General features: G+C 34.6%; 11 protein-coding genes. All 11 read left to right on the forward strand.

Annotated elements, in window-relative coordinates; genetic code table 11:
- Positions 1–19: 19 nt before the first annotated feature.
- Complete coding sequence (locus tag EDB96_RS03990; RefSeq protein WP_134139353.1) at positions 20–3,079, forward strand: TAT-variant-translocated molybdopterin oxidoreductase; 3,060 nt, start codon at positions 20–22, stop codon at positions 3,077–3,079.
- A 34-nt stretch (positions 3,080–3,113) separates the two neighbouring features.
- The gene (gene nrfD / locus EDB96_RS03995) at positions 3,114–4,514 is read left to right on the forward strand and encodes an NrfD/PsrC family molybdoenzyme membrane anchor subunit (protein WP_012023712.1); all 1,401 of its coding nucleotides are present in this window, start codon (positions 3,114–3,116) and stop codon (positions 4,512–4,514) included.
- Positions 4,507–5,031, forward strand: a complete 525-nt coding sequence (locus EDB96_RS04000; RefSeq protein WP_057117454.1) for a DUF3341 domain-containing protein — start codon at positions 4,507–4,509, stop codon at positions 5,029–5,031. The genes nrfD and EDB96_RS04000 overlap by 8 nt, the downstream gene beginning before the upstream one ends.
- Positions 5,032–5,039: 8 nt before the next feature.
- A complete protein-coding gene (locus EDB96_RS04005; protein ID WP_057117453.1) occupies positions 5,040–5,585 on the forward strand; it encodes a c-type cytochrome in 546 nt (181 codons plus the stop codon).
- 27 nt (positions 5,586–5,612) lie between these two features.
- Entirely contained in the window at positions 5,613–7,007 is a 1,395-nt protein-coding gene (locus EDB96_RS04010; RefSeq protein ID WP_057117676.1) for a hypothetical protein, read from the forward strand.
- 19 nt (positions 7,008–7,026) lie between these two features.
- Complete coding sequence (locus EDB96_RS04015) at positions 7,027–8,220, forward strand: cytochrome c oxidase subunit II (protein WP_134139355.1); 1,194 nt, start codon at positions 7,027–7,029, stop codon at positions 8,218–8,220.
- A 30-nt stretch (positions 8,221–8,250) separates the two neighbouring features.
- Positions 8,251–10,053: a cbb3-type cytochrome c oxidase subunit I gene (locus tag EDB96_RS04020; RefSeq protein ID WP_057117451.1), complete on the forward strand. Its 1,803-nt coding sequence runs from the start codon at positions 8,251–8,253 to the stop codon at positions 10,051–10,053.
- Between the two features lie 111 nt (positions 10,054–10,164).
- Complete coding sequence (gene ruvB, locus EDB96_RS04025) at positions 10,165–11,187, forward strand: Holliday junction branch migration DNA helicase RuvB (protein WP_134139356.1); 1,023 nt, start codon at positions 10,165–10,167, stop codon at positions 11,185–11,187.
- An 11-nt stretch (positions 11,188–11,198) separates the two neighbouring features.
- Positions 11,199–12,545: a cytochrome P450 gene (locus tag EDB96_RS04030; RefSeq protein ID WP_134139357.1), complete on the forward strand. Its 1,347-nt coding sequence runs from the start codon at positions 11,199–11,201 to the stop codon at positions 12,543–12,545.
- The gene (queG, locus tag EDB96_RS04035; protein WP_134139359.1) at positions 12,545–13,468 is read left to right on the forward strand and encodes a tRNA epoxyqueuosine(34) reductase QueG; all 924 of its coding nucleotides are present in this window, start codon (positions 12,545–12,547) and stop codon (positions 13,466–13,468) included. Before EDB96_RS04030 ends, queG begins: the two co-directional genes overlap by 1 nt.
- A 499-nt stretch (positions 13,469–13,967) precedes the next feature.
- Positions 13,968–18,057: Ig-like domain-containing protein (locus EDB96_RS20995; RefSeq protein ID WP_166669262.1), on the forward strand; the 4,090-nt coding region annotated here is incomplete at its 3' end.

Raw genomic sequence — 18,057 nt, forward strand, 5'->3', positions numbered from 1 at the left:
ATTTTAATATATATATACAATGTCATCAAACAAAAAATACTGGAAAAGTGTTGAAGAGCTAGAAAATAGCTCTATTGTTGAGGCGCTTAGAAATAACGAGTTTGTTGAAGAAATTCCTACTGATGAGTTTTTGGGTAACGCTGATGCTTTATCTACATCAGGGACTTCACGTCGTGACTTTTTAAAGTACGTAGGGTTTAGTACTGCAGCTGTTACATTAGCTGCCTGCGAAGGTCCTGTTCACAAGTCTATCCCTTATGTATTACAACCAGAGCAAATCATTCCTGGTGTTGCGGATTATTATGCAACTACAGTTTTTGATGGTTTTGATTTTGCTAATCTTTTGGTGAAAACTCGCGAGGGTCGTCCAATTAAAATTGAAAACAATAAAATTGCAGGAGCTAAATTTTCTGCGAATGCTAGAATTCATGCTTCTATATTAGGGTTGTATGATAGCGGTCGTTTGAAAGAGCCTAAAGTAGATGGAAAAGATTCTACTTGGTCTGCTGCTGATCTAAGAATCAAATCTAGCTTAGCTGATGCAAAAGCTAAAGGTGGTCAAGTTGTATTGTTAACTAATACTTTAGCAAGTCCATCTACAGAAAAATTAATTGCTGAGTTTATTGCTAAAAATCCTAATGCGAAGCATGTTGTCTATGATGCAGTTTCTTCATCTGAAGCTTTAGATGCTTTTGAATCTGTATTTGGTGAGAGAGCTTTAGTAGATTACGATTTTTCAAAATCTTCTTTAATTGTATCTGTTGGTGCTGATTTCTTAGGAGACTGGCAAGGTGGTGGATATGACACTGGATATGCACAAGGACGTATTCCTCAAAACGGAAAAATGTCTCGTCACTTTCAGTTTGAATCAAATATGACATTATCTGGAGCTGCTGCAGATAAGCGTGTTCCAATGACTACAGCTGTTCAAAAACAAGCTTTAGTTCAAATTTATAATATTATTGCAGGTGCTTCTGTTCCTGTGGCTTTAGATGAAAAAGTTAAAGCTGAAGTAGTAAAAGCTGCTCAGCAACTTAAAGCTGCTGGACCAAAAGGAGTTTTAGTATCTGGAATTGAAGATAAAAATGCTCAATTATTAGTATTAGCTATTAATCAAGCATTGGCTAGTGAAGCTTTCACTACAGCTGGAGCAAGACAAATTAGAAAAGGTTCTAATGCAGTTGTTGCACAGTTAATTAAAGATTTGAACGCTGGAAGTGTTCATACTTTAATTATGAGCGGAGTTAATCCAGTTTATACATTAGCTGATTCTGCTGCTTTCGTATCTGGATTGAAAAAAGTTAAAACTTCTGTTGCTTTTGCATTAAAAGAAGATGAAACTGCGTCAATTGTTACAGTTGCTGCACCGGCTCCTCATTATTTAGAGTCTTGGGGTGATGTTGAATTGACAAAAGGAACTTATAGTTTGACTCAACCTACTATTCGTCCTATCTTTAATACAAAACAATTTCAAGACGTATTATTATCATTAAATGGTACTGCGGGTACTTTTTATGATTATATAAAAGCAAATTCAGGAGTGTTTACTGCTGGGTCATCTTGGAATAAAGTATTGCATGATGGTGTTTATGTAGTTGGTGCTACTGCTTTGGCCGGTGGTGCAATTGATGCTACTGCTTCTGCAAGTGCTGTTGCAAGATCTAAATCAGCTGGAGACTTTGAGTTAGTATTGTATACTAAAACGGGTATGGGTGATGGACAACATGCAAATAACCCTTGGTTGCAAGAATTTCCAGATCCAATCACAAGAGTTTCTTGGGATAACTATGTTACTGTTTCAAATGCTGATGCTAAGAAAATCGGTTTGTCAAATGAAATTGTTGCAAACGGAGGTTTAAATGGTAGTTATGCTACTATTACGACAGCTGACGGAGTTAAATTGGAAAATGTTCCAGTTATCGTTCAGCCAGGTCAAGCAGTTGGAACTATTGGTTTAGCTGTTGGTTACGGACGTAAAGCATCTCTAAAAGAAGAAATGCAAGTAGGTATTAATGCTTACGCTTTATATAAAGGATTTAATGGAGTTCAATCTGTATCTATCGTTAAAGCTGGTGGAGAACATGAGTTTGCTTGTGTTCAAGGTCAAAAAACTTTAATGGGTAGAGGAGATATTATTAAAGAAACTTCCTTAGAAGTATTTAATACTAAAGATGCAGAACATTGGAATGAAAAACCAATGGTATCTTTAGATCACCAAGAAGTAGAGGCTACAACAGTAGACCTTTGGGAATCATTTGACCGTACAACTGGTCATCATTTTAATCTTTCAATTGACTTAAACGCTTGTACTGGATGTGGTGCTTGTGTTATTGCTTGTCACGCTGAGAACAACGTTCCTGTTGTAGGAAAAGCGGAAGTTAGAAGAAGCCGTGATATGCACTGGTTGCGTATCGATAGATATTATTCTTCTGAAAGCACTTTTGAAGGCGATAACGAAAGAAAAGAAGGAATTGCTGGTTTATCTAGTTCATTATCTACATTTAATGAGATGGAAAAACCTGGGGATAATCCTCAAGTAGCATTCCAGCCAGTAATGTGTCAGCACTGTAACCACGCACCGTGTGAGACAGTTTGTCCTGTGGCTGCTACATCTCATGGTCGTCAAGGTCAAAATCATATGGCTTACAACAGATGTGTTGGTACTCGTTATTGTGCAAACAACTGTCCTTATAAAGTACGTCGTTTCAACTGGTTCTTATATAACAAGAATAGTGAATTCGATTATCATATGAATGACGATTTAGGTCGTATGGTATTAAATCCAGACGTAAACGTTCGTTCTCGTGGTGTTATGGAAAAATGTTCTTTCTGTATCCAAAGTACTCAAGCTGTAATTCTTCAAGCAAAACGCGAAGGAAGAGTAGTTGCAAAAGATGAGTTTAACAATGCTGTTGCTTGTTCTGCTGCTTGTTCTTCTGGAGCTATGATTTTTGGAGACGTTAATGATAAAGAAAGTGAAGTTGCTAAACTTGCTGAAAGCGAAAGAGCATATCACTTATTAGAGCATGTGGGTACAAAACCAAATGTTTTCTATCATGTTAAAGTTAGAAATACTTAGAAAAATTATTAATTAAGAAACAATATAAAGGATTATGTCGTCTCATTACGAAGCACCCATTAGAAAACCTTTAGTTATAGGTGATAAATCATATCACGATGTAACTGTAGATGTGGCAGCGCCTGTTGAAGGACCTGCAAATAAACAATGGTGGATTGTATTTACAATCGCATTAGTAGCCTTCCTTTGGGGGTTAGGTTGTATAATTTACACCGTATCTACCGGTATCGGAACATGGGGATTAAATAAAACAGTTGGTTGGGCTTGGGATATCACTAACTTCGTTTGGTGGGTAGGTATTGGTCACGCCGGAACATTAATTTCTGCGGTATTATTACTTTTCCGTCAACGTTGGAGAATGGCTATTAACCGTTCTGCAGAAGCGATGACTATCTTCTCGGTAGTACAAGCAGGTCTATTTCCAATTATTCACATGGGACGTCCATGGTTAGCATACTGGGTTTTACCTATTCCAAATCAATTTGGATCTCTATGGGTAAACTTTAACTCACCATTACTTTGGGACGTATTTGCGATTTCAACGTATCTTTCAGTATCATTAGTTTTCTGGTGGACTGGTTTGTTACCTGACTTTGCAATGCTTCGTGATAGAGCTATAACTCCATTTAATAAAAGAGTTTATTCTATCTTAAGTTTTGGATGGAGTGGTAGAGCAAAAGACTGGCAGCGTTTTGAAGAAGTATCTTTAGTATTAGCTGGTTTGGCTACTCCTCTTGTACTTTCTGTACACACGATTGTATCTATGGACTTTGCTACTTCTGTAATTCCTGGATGGCATACAACAATTTTCCCTCCTTACTTCGTTGCGGGAGCGGTATTCTCAGGATTCGCAATGGTTAATACATTGTTGATCGTTATGAGAAAAGTTTCTAATCTTGAAGCATACATTACATTACAACATATTGAATTGATGAATATCATTATTATGATTACTGGTTCTATTGTTGGGGTTGCTTATATTACTGAGTTATTTGTAGCTTGGTATTCAGGAGTAGAGTATGAGCAATATGCATTCTTAAATAGAGCTACTGGACCTTACTGGTGGGCATATTGGTCGATGATGACTTGTAACGTGTTCTCTCCTCAGTTCATGTGGTTTAAAAAATTAAGAACTAGTATCATGTTCTCATTCATTATTTCGATTGTAGTAAATATCGGAATGTGGTTCGAAAGATTCGTAATTATTGTTACTTCTTTACATAGAGATTACCTTCCATCTTCTTGGACAATGTTCTCACCAACATTTGTTGATATTGGAATTTTCATTGGAACAATTGGTTTCTTCTTCGTATTGTTTTTATTGTATTCAAGAACTTTCCCTGTAATTGCTCAGGCAGAGGTTAAAACAATTTTGAAAGGAACAGGAGATAATTACATTAGAGAAAGAGCAAATAAAGATTCACATCATGAGTAATAAAGTTATATACGCCATTTATAATGACGATGACATTTTGATGGATGCAGTAAAGAAAACTAGAGCTGCTCATCATCATATTGAAGAGGTTTTTACTCCATTCCCAGTTCACGGATTGGATAAAGCTATGGGACTAGCACCAACAAGATTAGCAATATGTGCTTTTTTATATGGATGTGTTGGTATTTCTGTTGCAACAACTATGATGAGCTACATCATGATTCATGACTGGCCGCAAGATATTGGAGGTAAACCAAGTTTTAGTTTTATACAAAACATGCCTTCTTTTGTGCCAATTATGTTTGAGATGACTGTATTCTTTGCAGCTCACTTAATGGTAATTACTTTTTATATGAGAAGTAGATTATGGCCTTTTAAAGAAGCTGAAAATCCAGATGTTAGAACAACAGATGACCATTTCTTAATGGAAGTTGCTGTAAATAATAACGAAGCTGAATTGGTTTCTTTCTTTGAAGGAACGGGTGCGGTTGAAGTTAAAGTAATAGAAAAGAATTAATTGTAGCTATGAAAAGGATATATAAAATAACACTTTTAGTTGGTATAACTATTTTAGTTTCATCTTGCCACAATAATTCGGCACCGAACTATCAGTATTTCCCTAATATGTATGAATCTGTAGCTTATGAGCCATATACAGAAGCAAAGATATTTAAAGGAGGAAAAGAAGGACAGCTTCCTGTTGCAGGAACTATTAATAGAGGTTTTGAGCCTTATGAATATGAAAATTCAACTGCTGGTTACGAATTGGCAAAAGCTAATTTAAAATCTCCTTTGGATTCTATTGAAAGAAATTCTGGAAAAGGTAAAGAGCTTTTCGAGATTTACTGTATCAGCTGCCATGGCGCTACTGGTAATGGTAAAGGTAAATTGGTTGAGAGAGAAAAATTTCTTGGAGTACCTAGCTATAAAGACAGAGAAATCACTGAAGGAAGTATCTTTCATGTTGAGACTTATGGTTTAAATGCAATGGGTTCACATGCAAATCAATTAAGTGCTCACGAACGTTGGTTAGTTGCTGACTATGTTCTGAAACTAAAAAGCCAATTATAATTGTTGAACAAACTGATCGTAATAGATATGTATACATTTTCAAGTAAATTAAAAACTTTTTCTATCATCTTAATGGCCGTTGGTTTATTAGGAATTGGGTATGGTTTTTTAAGTGCGCCAAAAGATATTCAAGAAGTTGAAAAAATACTAGCTGCAGAAGAACATGGTTCTCATGGTGCTGCACATGAAGAAAAAGCGGAGGCATCTCATAAAGAAGAAGGTCATCATGCTGCTGCTGAAGCTGCACATGACACTCACAAAGGTGCTGAGCACGCTGAAGTTTCTGGTGCTAATGAACACGAGAAACATTTAGAGCACGTATTGCACCAATTACAAAACAAACCTTGGTCTGCAGTATATGTAGCTTGTATTTTCTTTTTACTGCTTTCTATGGGAGTTTTAGCTTTTTATGCTATTCAACAAGTTGCTCAGGCAGGTTGGTCTCCAGTTTTATTTAGAGTAATGCAAGGTATAACAGCTTATTTACCAGCTGGTTCAATTATCTTTTTTATAATTTTAGTTTTATGTGGATTACATTTCAACCATATTTTTGTATGGTTAGGTGAAGGTGTAACAGATCCTAATAGTCCAAATTATGATGCTATTATTGCAGGTAAGTCAGGATATTTAAACTTTCCTTTCTGGATAGCAAGAGCTTTCATCTTTTTATTAGGGTGGAACATCTACCGTCATTTTTCTAGAAAAAACTGTTTAGCACAAGATGAGGCAAACGATGATCTTTACTACAAAAAGAATTTCAAAGCTTCTGCTGGATTCTTAGTATTCTTTATTGTTTCTGAGTCTATTATGTCTTGGGATTGGATTATGTCTTTCGATCCACACTGGTTTAGTACTTTGTTTGGATGGTACGTATTTGCTTCGTTCTTCGTAAGTGGAATTACTTCGATTGCTTTAGTGACTATATACTTAAAATCTAAAGGATACTTAGAGTATGTAAATACTAGTCATATTCACGATTTAGCTAAATTTATGTTTGGTATTAGTGTATTCTGGACTTATTTATGGTTCTCTCAATTCATGTTAATTTGGTATGCTAATATTCCAGAAGAGGTAACTTATTTCGTAACACGAATTCAATTATATAACCTTCCATTCTTTGGGGCGGTTGTTATGAACTTTGTTTTCCCATTATTAATATTAATTAATACTGACTTTAAACGCCTTAACTGGGTTGTTGTTATGGCTGGTGTTGTAATATTATTAGGTCATTATGTTGATTTCTTTAATATGATTATGCCTGGTACAGTAGGAGACAAATGGTTTATTGGAGTTCCTGAAATTGCATCTATTCTTTTCTTCTTAGGTTTATTTATATTTGTTGTATTTACTGCATTAACTAAATCTCCTTTGCTTGCAAAAAGAAATCCTTTCATTGAAGAAAGTAAACATTTTCATTATTAATATTTAAAGAAGTAAACAGATGACAAGTTTGTTGGTAATTATAGTTTTAGTTTTATTAGCAGTTGCATTATGGCAATTGACCAAGATATTTGATCTTACTCAAGTAGGAGCATCTTCGGACGATTCTCAAGTTGCATCAGATAATGATAATAACATTCAGGGATATATTTTGTTTGGCTTTTTAGCGTTCATCTATATATTTACTATTTATGGTTTACTAAAATGGGGTAATTTAGCACTTCATACTCCTGCATCAGAGCATGGACTTTTAGTAGATAATTTAATGAATATTACTTGGGTTTTAATTTTTACTGTTCAAGTTATTACTCAAGGTTTATTATATTGGTTTTCTTTCAAATACAAAGGGAATAAAGATAAAAAAGCATTGTTTTTTGCTGATAGTAATAAATTAGAGGCAATTTGGAGTATTATTCCTTCTGTTGTTTTAGCTTGTTTAATTCTTTATGGATTATATGCTTGGAACAATATCATGTTTGTTGATAAAGATGAAGATGTTATAGAGATTGAATTATATGCTCAACAGTTTAAATGGACTGCAAGATATGCAGGTGCTGATAATACTTTAGGAAAAGCTAACGTGAGATTAATCGAAGGTGTAAATACTTTAGGAGTAGATATGTCTGATAAAAATTCTCAAGATGATATTGTAGTTTCTGAATTACATATCCCAAAAGGAAAAAAAGTGCATTTTAAAATGCGTTCTCAAGACGTTCTACACTCAGCTTACTTTCCTCACTTTAGAGCACAAATGAACTGTGTTCCTGGTATGGTTACTGAATTTGCTTTTGTTCCAACTTATACTACTGCTGAATACAGAGAGTTGCCATTTATGGTTGAAAAGGTTGCACATATTAATAAGCTTAGAGCTGAAAAAAGCGTTGATTTAGTTGCAAAGGGAGGTACAGCATTAGATCCTTATACATTTGATTATTTATTATTATGTAATAAAATTTGTGGAGCTTCACATTATAACATGCAAATGAAAGTTGTTGTAGATACTCCAGAAGACTACAAGAAATGGTTAAGTGAGAAAACTACTTTAGCTCAGGATATCAAAGCGGCAGCTGCTGCTGAGAAACCAGCTGCTGAAGGAGCTGCACCAACTACAGACACTGCTGCAAAAGTAATCGATACTGTTAAAGCAGTTGTTGATACAGTTAAAGCGGCTGTAGCTAAAGTTGCGATGAAATAATATTATTAAGAAAATTTAAAGTACACATATATGTCAGCAGAAGCGCACGATCACGATCACGGACACGATCACGAGCACGAACATCATCATAAAGACACGTTCATTACTAAATATATTTTTAGTATTGATCACAAAATGATTGCTAAGCAATACTTGATTACTGGTATTGTTATGGGAGTAATTGGTATTGCAATGTCCCTGCTTTTCAGAATGCAATTGGCATGGCCAGAGGAGTCTTTTAAGATATTTAATGTTTTATTAGGAGATAAATTTGCACCTGATGGTGTAATGGCAAATGATATTTATTTAGCTTTAGTTACAATCCACGGTACCATCATGGTATTCTTTGTACTGACAGCTGGTTTGAGTGGAACTTTTAGTAATTTACTTATTCCGCTTCAAATTGGTGCAAGAGATATGGCTTCTGGGTTCATGAATATGATTTCATACTGGTTGTTTTTCATATCTGCTGTAGTAATGTTATGTTCTTTATTTGTTGAGGCTGGACCAGCTTCTGCAGGTTGGACAATTTACCCTCCATTAAGTGCTTTACCACAAGCAATTCCAGGATCTGGTACAGGTATGACTTTATGGTTAGTTTCAATGGCTATCTTTATTGCATCTTCATTAATGGGATCGTTAAACTACATTGTAACAGTTATCAATTTAAGAACAAAAGGAATGTCTATGACTAGACTTCCACTTACAATCTGGACATTTTTCGTAACAGCTATTATTGGTGTTATTTCTTTCCCAGTATTGTTATCTGCAGCTTTATTATTGATTTTTGATAGAAGTTTTGGTACTTCATTCTTCTTATCAGATATCTATATTGCAGGAGAGGTTTTACATTATCAAGGAGGTTCTCCAGTATTGTTTGAACACTTATTCTGGTTCTTAGGTCACCCTGAGGTTTACATTGTAATTTTACCTGCAATGGGTCTTGTTTCTGAAATTATGGCTACGAACTCTCGTAAACCAATTTTTGGATATAGAGCGATGATTATGTCAGTTCTTGCTATTGCATTCTTATCTACTATCGTTTGGGGTCACCATATGTTTATTTCAGGTATGAATCCTTTCTTAGGATCTGTATTTACTTTTACAACTTTATTGATTGCAATTCCATCTGCTGTAAAAGCATTTAACTGGATTACAACTTTATGGAAAGGTAATTTACAATTTAACCCTGCTATGTTATTCTCAATTGGAATGGTTTCTACTTTCATCACTGGAGGTTTAACGGGAATCATTTTAGGAGATAGTACTTTAGATATTAACGTTCACGATACTTACTTTGTAATTGCTCACTTTCACTTAGTAATGGGGATCTCTGCACTTTATGGAATGTTTGCTGGTATTTACCACTGGTTCCCTAAAATGTACGGAAGAATGCTAAATAAAAATTTAGGTTATATTCACTTTTGGGTAACTGCAGTTTGTGCTTATGGAGTTTTCTTCCCAATGCACTTTATTGGATTAGCTGGTTTACCAAGACGTTATTATACAAACACAAACTTCCCATTATTTGATGATTTACAAAATGTAAATGTTTTGATTACAACATTTGCTCTTGTAGGAGGTGCGTTCCAATTAGTATTCTTATACAACTTCTTTAGTAGTATTTTTTACGGTAAGAAAGCAGTTCAAAACCCTTGGAGATCAACAACTTTAGAGTGGACAACTCCAGTTGAGCATATCCATGGAAACTGGCCAGGAGAAATTCCTCACGTATACCGTTGGCCGTATGACTACAGTAACCCAAATCATGATGTAGATTTTGTACCTCAAAATGTACCAATGAAAGAAGGTGAAGAAGTTTTACACCACTAGAAATAAAATAATTAAGGCTGTCAGAGATGACAGCCTTTTTTGTTTAGTTAAAGTTTTGAACGTTCAGTTTTACTATTTTACAAAACTAATTAGTTTCTATATCTTTGTAGGATGAATGAAAATCTAGATCCTACTACGAAAGGATATAACCCAGAAGAATTAGATCTTGAAAAAAGATTGCGTCCGCTGTCATTTGATGATTTTGCAGGACAAGATCAAGTTTTGGAAAATTTGAAAGTATTTGTTGCTGCAGCAAATCAAAGAGGTGAAGCTCTTGATCATGCTTTATTTCATGGGCCTCCAGGTTTAGGAAAAACAACACTTGCCAATATCCTAGCCAATGAGTTAGAAGTTGGCATTAAAATTACTTCAGGACCTGTTCTCGATAAGCCTGGTGATTTAGCTGGTTTGTTGACAAATCTCGACGAAAGAGATGTTTTATTTATTGATGAGATTCATCGTCTAAGTCCAGTTGTTGAAGAATACTTATATTCGGCAATGGAGGATTTTAAAATTGATATCATGATTGAATCAGGTCCGAATGCGAGAACTGTTCAAATCAATTTGAATCCTTTCACACTTATTGGAGCTACCACAAGATCAGGTTTGTTAACGGCCCCAATGCGTGCTCGTTTTGGAATTTCTTCACGTTTACAATATTATACTACAGAACTTTTAACGACAATTGTTGAAAGAAGTGCTTCTATATTAAAAATGCCAATTGCCCTTGATGCTGCGATTGAAATAGCTGGTCGTAGTAGAGGAACTCCTCGTATTGCAAATGCTTTACTTAGAAGAGTTCGTGATTTCGCACAAATAAAAGGTAACGGTACTATAGATTTAGAGATCGCTCGCTATGCTTTAAAAGCATTGAATGTTGATGCTCATGGTTTGGATGAAATGGATAATAAAATCTTGCTTACAATTATTAATAAATTTAAAGGAGGACCAGTAGGACTTTCAACTTTAGCAACGGCGGTTAGTGAAAGCAGCGAAACTATTGAAGAAGTTTATGAACCTTTTTTGATTCAAGAAGGATTTATTATGCGAACACCTCGTGGTAGAGAAGTTACAGATAAGGCCTATAAACATTTAGGAAAGATAAATACAAACATTCAAGGTGGATTGTTTTAATTCATATAGACATGTCTATCAGTAAAAAATACAATTATCCGCCTAAGCTTTCTATTTTTAGATTTTTCTTGGATGCAGAAGGAGTTCGAAGAAATCCTATACCGTATCATGAAAAATACTTTAGAAATTTTGGTGATTCTTTTTCTATAAAAATTGGAAGTTCACGTCATATTATCTTATCAAGGGATAATGAGGTAGCGCAATACATATTACAGAAGAATCAAAAAAACTATCATAAGTCTAAGTTTCAATCTGTTTATCTTTCTAAATATTTAGGAAAGGGGCTTTTGACTGTTGATGGCGATTTTTGGTTAAAACAAAGAAGACTTATCCAGCCTGCTTTTCATAAACAAAAAATGAATCAGCTGGTTGAAAATATGAGATTGACTATTATTTCGGAGTTAGATGGACTTGTTGAAAACAAAAAGGTTGATCTTTTTCCAATAATGAGTGAATTGGCATTTAATGTTGTTGCTAAATCATTATTTCAGTTTTCGATACCAGAAGAAAAATTAAATCGTATTAAATTTATTATTGAAGAAGTTCAAAATTTTTTAATTAAAGAAATTAGGCTTCCTCATAAAGCTTGGTGGTTTTCTGTTAGCGGTCAAGTTAAAAAACATCTTGCACTAGCCGAAGAGAATAATAGCATAATTCAAGAGATTATTGAGGAGAGGACCAACTCAAGAACTGAGGTAAATGATTTACTTAATATGCTTCTTGAAACCCGTTATGAAGATACTGGTGAGGGAATGTCTGTAAAGCAATTAATAGATGAAATAAAAATTTTATTTATAGCTGGACATGAGACAACTGCAAATGCTTTAACTTTTACATTACACTTATTAGGAAATAATCAGGAAGTACAGCAGAAAGTATTCGATGAAATCACAAAAATTGAATCTGAGACGGATGATGTTGTGGAGCAGCTTCAAAGAATGACCTACACTAATGCGGTTTTAAATGAGTCTATGAGATTGTATCCACCTGCATGGATAACAGATCGCCAAAATGTAGAAGACGATACATTAGCAGGGTTTAATATTAAAAAAGACACTTTGATTGGTGTTTCTTTTTATGAATTACATAGAAATCCAAAATATTGGGAAAATCCACATGCTTTTAATCCAGATCGATTTTTAGGAGAACAAAGAAAGCAATCTATGCAATATTTCTATCCTTTTGGTGCTGGACCAAGAATGTGTATTGGAGCTGGTTTTGCCATTTATGAAATGTGTCTTGCTATTTCTTATATAGTTAAAAAGTACAAAGTTATTTCTGCTGGAAGTACTGTGAACTTTAATCCGTTAATTACATTAAAACCTGTTGGAATAGAAGTTACTTTTTCTAAAAGATAATGATTAATTCTAAAGAGAAATATTCGAATTTTATAAAAGCCGAAGCTAAAAGACTCGGCTTTCTTTCTTGCGGAATATCGAAAGCAGGATTTTTAGAAGAAGAAGCACCTCGGCTTGAAAAATGGCTTAATAATAACCATAACGGGAAAATGGCTTATATGGAAAACCATTTTGATAAACGTTTGGATCCAACTTTACTGGTTGAGGATGGAAAAAGTGTTGTTTCCCTTATACTTAATTACTATCCAGAATCTTTGCAGAATGATGAAAGTTTTAAGATTTCAAAATATGCGTATGGACAGGATTATCATTTTGTAATTAAAGATAAACTAAAAGAATTTCTACACTCTATCCAAGAAAATATTGGAGAAGTATCTGGACGTGCTTTTGTTGACTCCGCACCAGTTTTGGATAAAGCTTGGGCAGCAAAAAGCGGCTTAGGATGGATTGGAAAAAATAGTAATTTAATTACTCAAAAAGTCGGTTCTTTTTATTTTATAGCGGAATTAATTATAGATTTAGAATTGGAATATGACCATGCAGTAACAGATCACTGTGGATCTTGTACAGCCTGCATAGACGCCTGCCCGACTCAGGCAATTGTTGCACCTTATGTTGTAGATGGAAGTAAATGTATTTCTTATTACACCATCGAATTGAAAGAAAATATTCCTTATGAAATGAAAGGAAAATTTGATGAATGGATGTTTGGCTGTGATACCTGCCAAGATGTTTGTCCATGGAATCGTTTTTCTAAACCTCACTCCGAACCTTTGTTCAATCCAAATCCAGATCTAATTTCTTTTACCAAAAAAGATTGGATTGAAATAACAGAAGAAACATTTAAACTTGTTTTTAAAAACTCTCCAATTAAAAGAACAAAATTTGACGGATTAAAACGTAATATTAAATTTTTAGAATAAACTTGTTTTGACTAATATATTGATATTCAGTGTGTTTGAATCTCTTGAATCTACCTTGCTTTCATTTTATTTCTTACGAAAACATGTGTTTTTGTCAATAAATTCTGTAGGAATTTAATTTAATCATAATTCTTTAAGAAATTTTGATCTGTTCATTATCAAATCTTTACATTTTTACTCTAAAATAGACTTCAACAATTGTTAAATATGGTTGTTTGACGAGTTTACCTGCACTTTGTCGACAATTGTCGTTGGAATCTCTTCCTTATATATATTTTCGTCGCTCCAAAACTACTTTACAAACTAAAAAAACAATTTTGTATTGAACCTATCATGACTATGGTCCAAACGCTACATTATTTATTTATAGGTCTTTATGAGACTTTTATTGCATTTGCAAAATCCATTTATTCCTTTTTTTCGTATTTCACATACACACTAAAATCAATCATCAATTTTTTAGTGCTTAATATTTCTGTTCCACAAACTCAAGTTGTCTATGCGTAACTTTACTTTTAACTTGTCTAGATTTTCTAGGCACATCTTTCTTATTGTTTTTTTATTAATCTGCACTTACAATGCTTCGGCTCAGTTTTACACTAAGCATTACATTGCACCGGCTCCTTGGCAATACTTTAGTAAAGCTAATGAAATTGTTATTGCAACAAATTCTACAACTCCGGTTACAATTGAAATATTAAAAAGTGACGGTACTTTAATCACAAATTCTTTAACTGCTAGTAAAGGGTCTCCAGCAGTTTATAGATTTGCAGGTTTACCTAAAGATGCACCTGCATTAAAATTAAACACAGTTATAAATGCTGCTGGTTTAATAGTAACGGGAAGTAAACCGATATCTATAAATTTAAGAAATATTGCTTCTGATGCTTTAGGCGGTGAAGGAAGTGATAAAGATATAAAGGGAAACGCCGCATTAACAAGTTTTGGAGATGCAGGAATAGGTATTCGATATAGAATTGGATATTATCGAGATGGATCTCTTGGGAATTTTGGTGGTTATGGCGATCAACGCCCTATTTATAGTATTATGGCTATTACCAATGGTACGTCAGTAAAATTCAATAGTACGTTGATTACTTTAAATGCTGGTCAAAGTTATTTATTTACGGCACCAATAGGAACTTTAGTTGAATCTTCAAATCCTACTGTTATGAATACTTCTGCTGCTATTGACACGCCAGATGGTTGTGGTGATGGGGCTTATAACCAAATTCCTCCAGAAGCAGTTCTGGGTACAGAGTATTTTATTCAAAGAGGTAAAGGAAATGATACAGCAGAACAAACAACTGTTGTTGCAACAAAAGCAAATACAAAAGTAACAGTTGATACATTTTCTGCAACAGGAGTATTGACAGGGACGATTGAAAAAACTTTGTTGAATGCGGGTGATTTTTTTACATTCGGAAATGGTATTTCTAAAACTAATTTTTCTGCATCTAGAGTTTTCGCAACAAATACTGTTGCCGTATACTCGGGTACGGCAAGAGATTGTGAGGTAGATGTTTACACGATTGCTCCAGTATCTCAATGTGGAGGATCTAATTTTATTGAGACGGCAAAATTTAGAAATTATGGAGTAGGTTCTTTACCATACTTTGGATATGTCCTTTTAAAGGATGCTTCTTCAAAAGTATATGTAAACGGACAAGATATAGAAACAAAATCTGGAATTTCGGCTCGCCGTCAATTAGGAAATACTGGCTGGTACTTAATTAACTTTGAAGATACTCAAATAGGAAGCCCAGATGTTCTTTCTTTATCAAGTGACGCAAAATTAACAGTTTCAATAGTGCAGCAAGGAGGAGGATTTACAATGGCAGGTTTTTTCTCAAATTTTGCAGTTCAGCCTGAAGATCCAACTTTTAATTATATTTCTGGTGGTGGTTGTACAAATAATTCAGCATTATTAAAAACACAAACAGGATTATCTCCTTATCAGTGGTACTTAAATGGAGTAGCGATTGCAGGCGCAAATTCAGATACCTATACAGCTACTAAAACAGGTTCATATTCAGTTGCTTCGACTTTAACCTGTGGAGCTCAAACACAATCTAAACCTGTTTCAGTTACTTTATGTACGGATTTAGGTATTACCAAAACCGTTGATAATGCAACACCATGTGTAGGTTCTAATATAGAATTTACTGTGAAGTTGAGTAATTTAGGAGGGAATAATTCTACTGGAGTTTCAGTAAATGATCTATTGCCAACAGGTTATACATTCGTAAGTTCAACTCAAACAACAGGAAATTATAACGCTACAACTGGTGTTTGGAGCATAGGAGATGTAAATGGAGGTGCTACAGAAACATTAAAAATAATTGCAAAAGTTAATGCGTCTGGCGTTTATACAAATGCAGCATCATTACCATCGACAACAACAGATAGTAATGCTGCAAATAACTCAGCAAGTGTTTCAACTACGCCAAATCCATTGCCAACACTTACAATTAATAATCCAGCATCTGTATGTTCTCCTTCAACAGTAGATTTAACTTCATCAACTGTTACAGCGGGAAGTTCATCAAATTTGACTTTTACTTATTGGACTAATTCGGCAGCAACAGCTGCTTATGCAACTCCAACTGCAGCGACAGCAGGTACTTATTATATAAAAGCTACGAATTCTTTTGGATGTTCTGTTATAAAGTCAGTAGTAGTAACCGTTGCAACTCCTCCAAATTCAGGAGTTTTGTCTGGGGTACAGAATATTTGTACAGCTGGGACATCAAACTTTACATCAAATGGCAATACAGGAGGAGTATGGACAAGTAATAATACTTCAATTGCTACGGTAAACTCATCAACAGGATTGGTAACTGGAGTTTCCTCAGGTACAGCAACAATAACATATAAAGTAACTGGAACAGGAGGTTGTTCAGATGCAGTTTCTATAAGAACAATTACGGTAACGACAGCACCAAATGCTGGAACTTTATCAGGAACACAAAATATCTGTATTGGCGGAACATCAACTTTTTCATCAAGTGGTGATACAGGAGGAGCATGGACAAGTGATAATACTTCAATTGCTACAGTAAACTCATCAACAGGGGTGGTAACAGGAGTTTCTTCAGGTACAGCAACAATAACATACAAAATAATAGGAACAGGAGGTTGTTCTGACGTTACCTCTACGAGAACTATTACGGTAAATCCAACACCGATTGCTCCAACAGCTTCAGTACAATCATTTTGTTCAGCTGATAATAAAACAGTAAACGATTTAACGGTTACTACTGGAAGTAATTTAAAATGGTATACTCAATTAACAGGAGGTAATGCATTAGCTTCAACAGACATTTTAACAACCAGAACTTATTATGTAAGCCAGACTTCTGCAAGTGGATGTGAGAGTTCAAGAACCTCGGTAGATGTCACAATAAATCCAACACCAGTTGCTCCAACAGCTTCAGCACAATTATTTTGTTCAGCTGATAATAAAACAATAAACGATTTAACAGTTACTACTGGAAGTAATTTAAAATGGTATACTCAATTAACAGGGGGTAGTTCATTAGCTTCAACAGATATTTTAACAACAAGAACTTATTATGTAAGCCAAGCAACTAACACATGTGAAAGTGCACGAACTGCTGTAAGTGTAATTGTAACTACAACACCATCTACGCCAATATTGAGCAGTATCACTCAACCGACATGTTCGACTTTTACAGGAAGTTTTACTATTAACAATTATGATTCAACTTATAATTATATAATAACCCCATCAACAGGAGTTATCAATAACGCAGGTACAATTACAGCACCTACAGGAAGCTATACAATTTCTGCATCAATTAACGGATGTTCTTCTGGAAATGTAAGTTTTGTTATTAATTCAATCTTATGTGCCAATGCAGATTCATTCGGAACAAAAACATCTGGATTATCTGCAGTAAATATTGGAAATGTAAAAACCAACGATACATTAAACGGTTTAGCGGTTACAGCAGCAAATACATCAGTAACACCAAAAACTGACGGAGTATTGAGTGTTGATGCAGACGGAGAAGTTACTCTTTCGGCAGATGCACCAAGCGGGTCATACAGCATTACTTATGAAATCTGCGAAAAAAATACAGCGAACTGTAAAACAGCAGCAGCTACGGTTGTAGTAGACAATAAAATAAAAGCAGTTGTAGATACAATTATACCAATTAATGGAAATATTGGAGGAACAACGGTTGTATTAACAGCAAATGATACCTTAAATGGCAATCCAGTTGTAATTGGAACTAATTCTGGTGAAGTTAGTATAAATATTGTTGGCACTTTACCAACAGGATTAACGTTAAATTCAAACGGAACTATTACAGTAAGTCCATCGACTCCAAAAGGAGATTACAATGTAGAATATGTAATATGTGAAGTTGGCGCTGTACCTGCAAACTGTGATTCTGTGACTATAGTTGTACCAGTTACATCAGGCGATCTTGTAGCCAATCCAGACACTGTACCGTCGGTTATTGGGTCAAATGCAAATCAGACATTGAATGTAAATGTTTTAGATAATGATACTAAAAACGGACAGAAATTAGATCCTTCAGATGTAAATCTTACTGTTT

The organism is Flavobacterium sp. S87F.05.LMB.W.Kidney.N (genome assembly GCF_004366435.1).
In the GTDB taxonomy this organism is placed as follows: domain Bacteria; phylum Bacteroidota; class Bacteroidia; order Flavobacteriales; family Flavobacteriaceae; genus Flavobacterium.